This window comes from Halorubrum sp. AJ67, assembly GCF_000513435.1.
Map to the genome: position 1 here is coordinate 35,449 of NZ_CBVY010000021.1, position 10,688 is coordinate 46,136.

At 67.7% G+C, this 10,688-nt stretch carries 8 protein-coding genes and 3 pseudogenes; 4 read left to right on the plus strand and 7 right to left on the minus strand.

The window, feature by feature from the left end; translation table 11 throughout:
• Positions 1-955 (plus strand): annotated as a pseudogene (locus tag BN903_RS13705) (DNA topoisomerase VI subunit B); the annotation flags it as partial.
• Positions 956-2,041: a DNA topoisomerase IV subunit A gene (locus BN903_RS13710; protein ID WP_048078264.1), complete on the plus strand. Its 1,086-nt coding sequence runs from the start codon at positions 956-958 to the stop codon at positions 2,039-2,041.
• 74 nt (positions 2,042-2,115) lie between these two features.
• Here the strand turns inward: BN903_RS13710 and BN903_RS13715 are convergent, their stop codons facing one another.
• A complete protein-coding gene (locus BN903_RS13715; protein ID WP_048078265.1) occupies positions 2,116-3,591 on the minus strand; it encodes a hypothetical protein in 1,476 nt (491 codons plus the stop codon).
• Positions 3,592-3,736: 145 nt separating this feature from the next.
• Positions 3,737-3,973: a CDGSH iron-sulfur domain-containing protein gene (locus BN903_RS13720; RefSeq protein WP_048078281.1), complete on the minus strand. Its 237-nt coding sequence runs from the start codon at positions 3,971-3,973 to the stop codon at positions 3,737-3,739.
• Between the two features lie 84 nt (positions 3,974-4,057).
• Between BN903_RS13720 and msrB the strand changes: the two genes are divergently transcribed.
• Complete coding sequence (gene msrB, locus BN903_RS13725) at positions 4,058-4,480, plus strand: peptide-methionine (R)-S-oxide reductase MsrB (RefSeq protein ID WP_048078266.1); 423 nt, start codon at positions 4,058-4,060, stop codon at positions 4,478-4,480.
• Between the two features lie 42 nt (positions 4,481-4,522).
• Here msrB and BN903_RS13730 read toward each other — a convergent pair.
• The 5 genes and pseudogenes from BN903_RS13730 to BN903_RS13750 form a co-directional block, all read right to left on the minus strand.
• Positions 4,523-5,154: pseudogene (locus BN903_RS13730) on the minus strand (sensor histidine kinase).
• A 208-nt stretch (positions 5,155-5,362) separates the two neighbouring features.
• Entirely contained in the window at positions 5,363-6,517 is a 1,155-nt protein-coding gene (locus BN903_RS13735) for an acyl-CoA dehydrogenase family protein (RefSeq protein WP_048078267.1), read from the minus strand.
• Positions 6,518-6,658: 141 nt separating this feature from the next.
• Positions 6,659-8,065, minus strand: coding sequence for a hybrid sensor histidine kinase/response regulator (locus tag BN903_RS15260; RefSeq protein WP_052334972.1), 1,407 nt, complete (start codon positions 8,063-8,065; stop codon positions 6,659-6,661).
• A 103-nt stretch (positions 8,066-8,168) separates the two neighbouring features.
• Positions 8,169-9,312: pseudogene (locus BN903_RS13745) on the minus strand (pyridoxal phosphate-dependent aminotransferase).
• Positions 9,309-9,797, minus strand: a complete 489-nt coding sequence (locus BN903_RS13750) for an Lrp/AsnC family transcriptional regulator (protein ID WP_048078268.1) — start codon at positions 9,795-9,797, stop codon at positions 9,309-9,311. Before BN903_RS13750 ends, BN903_RS13745 begins: the two are co-directional and overlap by 4 nt.
• A 144-nt stretch (positions 9,798-9,941) precedes the next feature.
• On the opposite strand from BN903_RS13750, the gene BN903_RS13755 reads away from it, so the two are divergent.
• The coding region (locus tag BN903_RS13755; protein WP_048078269.1) for an aldo/keto reductase at positions 9,942-10,688 on the plus strand (747 nt) is incomplete at its 3' end.

A 10,688-nucleotide genomic window follows, 5' to 3' on the forward strand; every position in this document is an offset into this window, starting at 1 on the left:
AGCGATCGCGGGAAGTCGCGACGCGGCCGCCGACCTGCTGGAGGCGATGCGGACGACGGACATCCTCGCGCCGCCGACCGACTGCCTCGCGCCGATCACGGCGGAGCTGGTCGAGGCGGGGCTGCGAAAGGAGTACGACGCGGACTTCTACGCGGCCGCGACCCGCGACGCCGAGGTCCACGGCGGCGACCCGTTCATCGTCGAGGCCGGGATCGCCTACGGCGGCGAGATTCCGGCGGAGGGGTCGGTCGAGCTGCTGCGGTTCGCGAACCGCGTCCCGCTCGTCTACCAGCGCGGCGCGTGCGCGACGACGGACGTGATAAAGTCGATCGGCTGGCGCAACTACGGGCTGGACCAGCCCGGCGGCTCCGGGATGCCGAACGGGCCGGCCGTCATCTCGATCCACGTCGCCTCCACCAACGTCCCGTTCACGAGCGAGTCGAAGGACGCGCTCGCGAACGTCCCCGCGATCGAAGACGAGATCGAACTGGCGGTGCGCGAGGCGGCCCGCGAGCTGAAGTCGTTCCTCAACAAGCGGCGCTCGATGCAACAGCGCCGTGAGAAACAGGACGTGCTCGGCCGGATCCTCCCGGAGATGGCCGACAAGGTCTCGGAGGTGACGGGCCGCTCGCGCCCCGACATCGACGGTGCGCTGGCGCGGATCATGAACAACGTCAGCGTCGAACGCGAGGTGAACGGCGAGACGGTGACGCTGGTCGTCGAGAACCACTCCGACGTGAACGAGGAGCTTGAGATCACGGACATCGTCTCGACGGAGCCGAGCGACCTCTCCGACGGGACCGCCGTGGACATGGACGGCGAGTGGTTCGTCCAGTGGAAACCCGAGGTGCCCTCGGGCGACGAGCGGGAACTGACGTACGCGATCGACGGCGACGCCGACTTCGAGGTCAGCGTCGGCGGCGTGGAGACGGAGAAACTGACGGTGAACGCATAAATGACGACCGAAAGCGACGCACGAGACGAGCTGATCGACCTAGCCGCGGACTTCTACGACCAGTTCGCGGACGGGAAGATCCCCGAGATGACGCTTCCCACGCGGACGAAGAGCAACATCGAGTACGACGAGGAGAGCGGCGTCTGGACGTACGGCGATCGCACCTCGACGCGTAGCGCCAACTCGGTGCGGGGCGCGCGCAAGCTGTTGAAGGCGGCGTACACGATCGAGTTCCTCGCGGACCAGCTCGACGACGACCGCTCGTCCACGCTGCGTGAGCTGTACTACCTCTCCGAGTCGTGGGACAACGACGAGGCGCAGTTCTCCTCGCAGGACGAGTCGAACGACCTCGTGGAGGATCTGGAAATCGTCACGGGCGTCACCCGCGAGGACTTCCACATGCGGCCCGAGGAGTCCGGCGCGAAGGTGATGGGACCGCTGGAGCTCCGCGAGCAGACGAACCGCGGCGACCGCGAGATCCACTGTCAGCTCGACGTGGGGCAGGGCGGCTACCAGATCCCGAACAACCCGGACACCATCGAGTTCCTCGACAACGACGCCGAGTTCGTCCTCTGCGTCGAGACCGGCGGGATGCGCGACCGGCTCGTCGAGAACGGGTTCGACGAGGAACACGACGCCTTGGTCGTCCACCTCGGCGGCCAGCCCGCCCGCGCCACGCGCCGGCTGACGAAACGGTTCCGCGACGAGCTCGACCTCCCCGTGGTGGTGTTCACTGACGGCGACCCGTGGTCGTACCGCATCTACGGCTCCGTCGCGTACGGCTCGATCAAGTCCGCGCACCTCTCGAAGTACCTCGCGACGCCCGAGGCGCGGTTCATCGGGATCCAGCCGGAGGACATCGTGGAGTACGACCTGCCCAGCGATCCCCTCGCCGACTCCGACATCAACGCGCTCGAATCGGAGTTGGAGGACCCGCGCTTCCAGACCGACTACTGGAAAGAGCAGATCGAGCTCCAGCTCGACATCGGGAAGAAGTCCGAACAGCAGTCGCTGGCGAGCCGCGGTCTCGACTTCGTCACCGACACCTACCTCCCCGAGCGGCTCGGCGAGATGGGCGTGCTGTGAACCGCGTCGACCCGTCGCTGACGGTCGTTTTCCCTGTCATCGGGGTTTCGAGCGGGCCGTAGCGCGCGACGCGCTCACTCGATCCAGTCTGCGAACGGCTCTCCCGTCTCCGCCCGCCGAATGTACTCGCGCTGCATTCCGGTGACGGCGGTCGCAAGGTCGTCACCGGAATCGAGCCGCGCCCTGACCCGATCCCGCTTCCACGTCGCCGGAGTCGTCCGCGTCGTCCAGCGGCGCTCGATCGGATCGAGGAGGGAATCGATCCGGGCGGCGGCCAGCCCGCGGTCGCGGAGTCCGACGCGGGCGAGGGCGAACAGGTCCGGATAGACCGCCGCCGGATCGTCGGTTCGCTCACCGTCACGGGTGACCCACGCGAGGTCCGCCTCGAACCCGTCTCGGCTCGCGGCATACAGCGATTCGCGAGCGGCACGCCACGGGAGGCCGATCAGCGGGTGATCGGTAGTGACGGCCCCGTGTATCAGACCGGCGACCAGCAACTGGAGTCCGACGACGTCGGCCGCGGTCGGCTGGGCCGCGAGCGGTCGGTATTCGATCCGTGGTCCCTCGGGGCCGAACACGGGGCGGACCCAACGCCAGCAGGTCCCCTGCTTGTGGAGGAACTCCCAGTGGTCGGCCTCGAACCCGCCGCGAGGAGCGTCGGCGAGCCACTCGCGAAGGTGCGGCGCACAGAGCCGGTCATCGACGATGCGGTCGACGGCGTCGGTCGGTGACTCGATATCGCGAGGGAATCGGACTTTCCCCGGACTGCGGACGTTCATCGACTCGAACACGGGAATCCGAAGTTCGACTCCGGCGGTCATGACCGTCTCCGCGTCGGCGTCAGTGTACAGTTCCGGCGGGAGAAACGGGGCGTTCGCCGCCAAGGCGACCACCGGTCCGACCGTCCGTAGTGCCGCGTTGAAGTACCGCGCGTACTCGCTGGTCGGCGGCTGGAGGTGGACCTGTATCGAAGCCGCCAGCGACTCGACGAGGATGCTCTGGAACGCCCGCCGACAGCCGGGGAGATCCAACTCCACCGGACCGTCAGCAGTGATGTCGGCGTCTAGCGCGTAGTACCGCGCCTCCGGGGAGAGGTTCGCCGGGACCTCCGTCCCGCACTTCGTCTCGGTGGCAGACAGGTACGCTACCGCTCCCTCCGACGAGCCGATAACCCAGATTCCGTCCGTGACGAACCGCCTGTCGCGGGCCGCGAACGCCTCTCGGACGGCCGTGATCCGTTCGGTCAGTTCGTCCGCCTGTCGGACGACTCCGGCGGCGTCGAACCCCGTTACCGGAGTGTTGATCTCGGCGTTGTGTCGGCCGAGCTCGGGTTCGCAGACCGACGAAACCGCCGCTTCGGGGGCAGCCGCGAGCCGGCCGTCGCCGTCCACGGCGTAGCCCTCGAGCTCGAGGCCGAGTCGAAACCCCCCTTTGAATTCCCCGGTCTTTAGCGTGGCCCGAAGCGATCGCGCCTGTTCCTCGACACGGCGTCGGAACGCCCTCCGCGTCGCCGCTCGCCGACTCCGCGAGACGGTTTCGCTCCAGTCCATACCGTCCGTCCGAGCGCTACAAACATGATACTTGTTGACAGTACACTCGGACAGCGTCCGAGTCGGCGGTCGGTGCGCCCCCTGTGTCCCGCAGGGCGTTCAAAACACAAACACCGGAGCACCGTCCGAACGTCCGCCCCGTAGCTCACCTCTCGTCGTCTGCTTTCTCGCCGACCTCGCGGCGCTCGCCGTCGGCGTCGTCGCCTTCGTACTTGTACACGACGCCCGCTTCCTCGTCCGCGGTCGCGTTGTGCGAGCCGTCACAGAGCGGCTTCGAGTCCGAGAGACCGCACCGACAGACGTAGATCTTTCCGTCGTCTCCCATATCCGATTCGTCGAGTATCGCCGGCCCGTCCTCCTCGTGTGTCACTTCCCGAGTCATGGATCGAGCGTCGGCCGCGACCCGCATACCCCTTGCGACGCCGACCGCCGCAACCCCCTTGCCCGTGGGGCGCGTATCGGTGGTATGAGCGAGACGAGCGATTCGGCCGCGGACGCCAACCCGAAGGAACTGACCGACGAGGAGTGGCGCGAGCGGCTCACCGACGAGGAGTACCGCGTGTTACGCGAGAGCGGCACGGAGGCGAAGTTCTCGGGCAAGTACGTCGACCACCACCCCGACGACGGGGAGTACCGCTGTCGGGCCTGCGGGACCGTCCTCTTCGAGGCCGAGACGAAGTACGAGTCCGGTTGCGGCTGGCCCGCGTTCTACGCCGCCGAGGAGGAGTCGGTGACGACGACGGTCGACACCAGCCACGGAATGTCCCGCACCGAGGTCCGGTGTGCGAACTGCGACTCCCACCTCGGCCACGTGTTCGACGACGGGCCGGAGCCGACCGGGAAGCGGTTCTGTATCAACTCGGTCGCGATGGAGTACGACGAGGAGTAGTCCGTCCCAACGAGGTGTATCCGCTCGTGACGACCCGACGCGTTACCCGTCGCAGAGCGGCAGCCTGACGACGAACACCGCGCCCTTCGGTTCGTTGTCTTCGATCCACACGTCGCCGTCGTATATCTCGACGAGCGACCGGACCAGGTACAGGCCGATCCCCGCCCCCGGGCTGTCGAGTCCTTCTCGCCTTTCCCGAACACCTCGTCGCGCTGATCTTCGGGGATCCCCGGCCCATTGTCCGCGATCCGCACCTCCGCGACGCCGTCGGCCTTCTCGGCGGTCGCCGACACCGTCACCGTCGGCGGGGTCTCGTCGTTGTGCTGGACCGCGTTCCGCAGCAGGTTCCGGAACACGGAGCTCAGCATCTCGTCGCCGACCACCTCAGCGGCGGGGAACGACCCTTCGACCGTGAAGACGGCCTCCGAGTACGCCGACCGGACCTCCTCGACCTGCTGTGAGAGGACGTGATCGAGCGAGACGCCGCTCGGCTCGGCGTCGTCCCGGAGCATCACCTCCGCGAGGTCGCGGACGGTCGTGGTGAGCGAGACGGCGCTCTGGGTGTTCCGTTTTATCACCTCAAGATACTCCTTCCCTTCCTCGTCGACGTGGTCGTCGAGCAGTTCGGCGTACGCGCCGACGAGCTGGAGGTCGTTACGGATATCGTGACGCATCACCTGATTCAACAGTCGCAGGTCGTCGCGCTGGCGCTTGAGACGCTCCTCCGGGCCCGCCTCGTCGCCGGCATGAACGTTCTCGCCGCCGACCCGAACGGTCCCGCTGCCCGCCTCGGCGTCCGCGTCGTCGCTCATGCCGGGATCGTACGTCCGTCCGTAGCTTCTACGTACCGATTTCGCTCGGAGTGTCGGTCCGGTTCGGTCCTCAGACTCCCTCGTCGAGCAGCTCCCGGGCGACGATGTTCTTCTGTATCTCGGTGGTTCCCTCGTAGATCTGGGTGATCTTCGCGTCGCGGTAGAGGCGCTCGACGTCGTGGTCGTTGACGAAGCCCGCGCCCCCGTGGACCTGGACCGCCTCGTCGGCGACCTCGACCGCGGTCCGGGAGGCGAACTCCTTGGCCATCGACGCGAGCGCCGTCAGGTCGCCGGCCTCGTTGTCGACCGCCCACGCGGAGCGGTAGGTGAGCCAGCGGGCGGCCTCCGTGTTCGTGTGCATCTCCGCGAGCTTGTGTTTGATCGCCTGAAAGTCGGAGATTGGGCGGTCGAACTGCTCGCGCTCCTCCGCGTACTCCAGCGCGCGCTCGGCCGCGCCGCGGGCGATCCCGACCCCCTGCGCCGCCACGGCGGTCCGGGTCTCGTCGAAGAACTGCATGAGTTGGAGAAAGCCCATCCCGCGCTGGCCGATCAGGTTCTCCTCCGGCACCCGCACGTCGTCGAAGCGCAGCTCCGCGGTGTCGCTCGCGCGGATCCCGAGCTTGCCGGTTATCTTGTCGGTGGTGAGCCCGTCGCGGTCGCCCTCGACGAGTATCTGCGAGTAGCCCGAGTAGCGGTCCTCGATCTCGGGGTCCGTCTCGCAGACGACGACGAAGTAGTCGGCGACGGTACCGTTCGTGATCCACATCTTCGAGCCGTTTATCACCCACTCGTCGCCGTCCTTCTCGGCCCGGGTCGCGACCGAGGTCACGTCCGAACCCGCCTGCGGCTCCGAGATGGCCGATCCCATCACCGCGTCGCCGGCGGTCACCTCGGGCAGGACGCGCTCCTTCTGTCCGTCCGTGCCGAACTCCATCAGCGCCTCCGCGCCGAACCCGGCGCTGGAGATACACAGGCCGATCCCCGGGTCGGCCGCGAACAGCTCCTCGGTCAAGATCGCGTTCTCCAGTGACGAGTAGCCGATACCGCCGTACTCGACCGGGACGTGCGGCGCTAACAGTCCCATGTCGGCGGCCTTGTCCATGATCTCGTGCGGGTACTCCTCTTCGACGTCGTACTCCGTGGCGACCGGTCGGATCTCCTCCTCGGCGAACTTCCGTACCTCCTCGCGTAGCTGCTTCTGCTCGTCCGTTAGCTGGAACTCCATGCGCGGAGGTGAACGATCGAACGTGATAATCATTCGCAAACGATCGGAAATTCGGATTTTGTTTATCGTTTACTCTGCCGGCCGACTCACCCGTTCACCGAGTCGTTGGATCCTCTGGCCGGGTCGTTTCCCCGTCCCGGGTCAGAACACGACCTCGAAGCGGGCACCTCCCGTCTCACCGTCGGCGATCCGAACGTCCCAGCCGTGGGCGTTGACGATGCGTTCGACGATCGCCAGCCCGAACCCGCTGCCGTCTTTCCGGGTCGTGTGGCCCTTCTCGAAGGCACGGTCGCGCGCTTCGGGCGGGATCCCGGGACCGTCGTCTTCGATGTATAGGCCGCTCTCGTCGGGGAACACCCCGGCCGTGATAGTCACGTCGCTGCGGCCGTGTTCGACGGCGTTGCGGACGAGGTTCTCGAACGCCTCCGTGAGCCGGGCCGGGTCACACGAGAGTTCCACGCTCCCGGTGACCCGGAGTGTCGTCTCCGGCGCGCGGACGTTCTCGAAGCTCCGTGCGACGACCTCCTCGAACGGTACCGGACGCCGTTCGCCGACCGTCTTCCCCTCCTTCGCGAGCGTCAGGAGTTCCTCGATGAGCGCGTCCATCCGCTCGATCGCGTCGAACGCCGTGTCGAGCGGCTCGCTCTCTCCCTCCGCGGCCGCGAGTCGGATGTTCCCGGCCGCGACGTTGATCGGATTCCGCAGGTCGTGAGACACGGTCGCGGTGAACTCCTCCAGCTGGTCGACCGTCTCGGTCAGCTCCCGCTGGTACAGCTTCCGGTCCGTGATGTCGCGCGTCAGCCCGACGAGCGAGGTGACCGTGCCGCTCTCGTCGGTGACGGGAGTACACCGCGACTCGACCCAGAGCCGGATCCCGTCGGACTTCGCGACCCTGTACTGAACGACCTGCGGGTCGCCCGCCGACACAGCTTCCATCGCCTGCCGCACGCGGTCCGCGTCGTCGTCGTGTATCCGTTCGAGAAACGAGGTCGGGTCGTCGCGGAGCTCCGCCACCGGCTGTCCGAATATCGCCTCGTGGCCGTCGTTGATGAAGCCCAGTTCGTCCCACGTCGGTGAGAACACCCACCAGACTTGGTCCGTCACGGCGGCGATCTCGCGGAGTCGCCCGTTCCGTCGGTCGACCTCCCGTTTCGTGCGATGGTGTTCGACGTAGGTGATGATCTTCCGCGCCAGCAGCGGCGCTTGGTTCTCGATGGCCTCCTGAATGATGTAGTCGGTGACGCCGGCCTCGATGCTCTCGCTCGCGACCGCCTCGTCTCCGGTCCTCGTGAAGAGGATGAACGGGAGGTCAGGGCGGTCCTCGCGGACCCGTTTCAGGAAGTCTAACCCCGTCTCCCCCGGCATGTGATGATCACAGAGTACGCAGTCGACCGCTCCGTTCGCCAACCGCCGGGAACCGCTCGCGGCCGAGTCCGCCGTGCTGACGCGGATACGGTCGCTCTCGTCGCGCAGCTGCGTGGCGACCAGCTCGCGGAGCTGGTCTTCGTCGTTGACGTAGAGGACCTCGACGCGCGATTCGCTCTCCATGAGGTCACGGGCGCTCTCGCGTCGGAAAGAGATTCGTTCCCGAAATCACCGGTGATAGCGGGCGCTCGCGCAGTCTCGCCGGACCGTCGGCATTCGGGTGCCGTCAGTCCCGCCCCTCGACGAACGCCGCGATGCGGTCGGTCGCCTCCTTCAGCTCGCGCATCGAGGTCGCGTACGACACGCGGAGGTGGCCCGATCCGTCCCTCACCGAAGACGGAGCCGGGGACGACCGCGACGCCCTGCGCCTCCAGTAGCTCCTCGGCGAACGCCTCGTCGTCGCCGCCGCAGTCGGGGAACGCGTAGAACGCGCCGCCCGGCTCGAAAGTGTCGAGCCCCATCTCGTTGAACCGCGAGACGACCAGCCGCCGGCGGCGGTCGTACTCGTCGACCATCTCCGCCACCTCGTCGTCGCACCGGTCGAGCGCTTCGATCGCGGCGTACTGCGGCGTCGTCGGTGCCGACAGCATCGTGTACTGGTGGATCCGGTTCATCGCGTCGATGGCCTCGGCGGGCCCCAAGGCGTACCCCAGCCGCAGCCCCGTCATCGCGTACGCCTTCGAGAAGCCGTTGACGACGACCGTGCGCTCGCGCATCCCCGGCTGAGTGGCGATCGAGGCGTGGTCGCCGCCGTAGGTGAGCGCGGCGTATATCTCGTCGGCGACCACCCGGAGGTCGTTGTCGCGGCAGAACGCGGCGACCTCCGCCAGCTGCTCGTCGGTCATCGTCGCGCCCGTGGGATTGTTCGGGTAACAGAGCACGAGGAGATCGGCCTCGGCCGCGCCCGCCGCTTCGAGCGCCGACCGCGTCAGCGCGAAGTCGTCTTCGGCCCGCGTCGGGACCGTCAGCTGCTCGCCGCCCGCGAGTTCGATCCCCGGGCCGTACGAGATGTACGTCGGCTCGTGGACCGCGACCGTGTCGCCGGGGTCGACCAAGGCCCGGAAGGCCAGATCGACCGCCTCGCTCGCGCCGGTCGTGACGAGGATCTCCTCGCCCGGGTCGTACGACTGGTCGTAGCGGCCGTGGTGGTCGGCGATCCGCTCGCGGAGCGCGGCCATCCCGCGGTTCGCGGTGTAGGAGGTCTTGCCGCGCTCCAGCGAGTCGATCGCGGCCGTGCGGGCGGTCCACGGCGCGGAGAAGTCCGGCTCGCCGACGCCTAAGGAGATCACGTCGTCGCGCGCCTCCGCGAGTTCGAAGAACTTCCGGATCCCCGACTCCGGGAGGGTGCGCGCGCGGTCGGAGAGCCTCATGGCGACACGGAGAGGCGGTCGTCGTCGTCGCCGTCCTCGAACCGGATCCCGCCGTCCTTGTACGTCTCCATGATGTAGTGGGTCACCGTCTGGGTGACCGCCGGCATGGGCGCGACCTGCTCGGAGATGAACTCGGAGACGTCCTGCATGTTCTCGCCGAGCACCTCGACGGCGAAGTCGTAGTCGCCCGAGACGAGGTGTAAGGCGTCGACCGCGGGGAACTTCGCGATCCGGTCGGCCACCTGCTCGTACCCCGTCTCGCGGTCGAGTTCGACGTTGATCTCGACGACCGCGCGGATCTTCCCCTCGTCGACGCGGTCCCAGTCGACGACGGCCTGATAGCCGTGGACGACGCCGTCCGTCTCCAGCGACTCGATCGCCGCCTCGACCGCGGCCGCGTCGAGGCCCGTCTGGGCCGCGATGTCGTCGATGTCCTCGCGGGCGTTCCGCGCCAACACGTCGAGTACCTCGCGCTCGGCGTCCATACGTCACGATCGCGCGGGGGCGGTTTATGCGTAGCGACGGACGCAACACGGGCGAGCGAGGGCCGCGTCGACGGGGACCGTCTTCGGAACGCGTCTCCTTCCGCCATCCCCACGACTTTCCGCGTGGCGAGTGTCCCGCCGATCATGGCTTCAGACACCAGCGGCAGGAGCGAGACGTTCGACATCGGCGGCGAGCTGACCGTCGACCGCCTCGGCTTCGGCGCGATGCGGATCACGGGCGAGGACATCATCGGGACTCCCGACGACGAGGACGAGGCGAAGGAAGTCCTCCGACGGGCGGTCGACCTCGGCGTCGACTTCGTCGACACCGCCGACTCCTACGGCCCGGGCGTCTCGGAGCGCCTCATCGGCGAGGCGCTCGGCGACCCCGACGACGCCGTCGTCGCCTCGAAGGCCGGCCTACTCCGCAACCGCGAAGGCGACTGGCTCCCCCACGGCGACCCGGACTTCCTGAAGAACCAAGTCCTGTGTAGCCTCGATCGGCTCGGAACCGACGAGATCGACCTCTACCAGTACCACCGCCCCGATCCGGACACCGACTTCGAGGAGTCGGTCCACGCGTTCGCGGAGATGAAAGACGCCGGCCAGATCGCCCACGTCGGCCTCTCGAACGTCACCGTCGAGCAGTTGGAGACCGCGATGGAGATCGTCGACGTCGCCACGGTCCAGAACCGGTACAACGTCGGCCACCGCGACGACGAGGACGTGTTGCGCGCCTGTGAGGAGAACGACGTGGGGTTCATCCCGTGGGGACCGATGTACGCGGTCGAAGAGGGCGAGTCGGCCGAGACCTTAGCGGAGGTCGCCGCCCGGCGCGACGCGACGCCCCAGCAGGTCGCGCTGGCGTGGCTGCTCGACCACTCCGACGTG

Excerpts from the sequence above, each read along its gene's own strand:
- BN903_RS13750 (WP_048078268.1), bottom strand. The coding sequence starts at position 9,797 with ATGGACGCCGAGCGCGAGGTACTCGACGTGTTGGCGCGGAACGCCCGC.
- BN903_RS13720 (WP_048078281.1), bottom strand. The coding sequence starts at position 3,973 with ATGACTCGGGAAGTGACACACGAGGAGGACGGGCCGGCGATACTCGAC.
- BN903_RS13710 (WP_048078264.1), top strand. The coding sequence starts at position 956 with ATGACGACCGAAAGCGACGCACGAGACGAGCTGATCGACCTAGCCGCG.
- BN903_RS13715 (WP_048078265.1), bottom strand. The coding sequence starts at position 3,591 with ATGGACTGGAGCGAAACCGTCTCGCGGAGTCGGCGAGCGGCGACGCGG.
- BN903_RS13735 (WP_048078267.1), bottom strand. The coding sequence starts at position 6,517 with ATGGAGTTCCAGCTAACGGACGAGCAGAAGCAGCTACGCGAGGAGGTA.
- msrB (WP_048078266.1), top strand. The coding sequence starts at position 4,058 with ATGAGCGAGACGAGCGATTCGGCCGCGGACGCCAACCCGAAGGAACTG.
- BN903_RS15260 (WP_052334972.1), bottom strand. The coding sequence starts at position 8,065 with ATGGAGAGCGAATCGCGCGTCGAGGTCCTCTACGTCAACGACGAAGAC.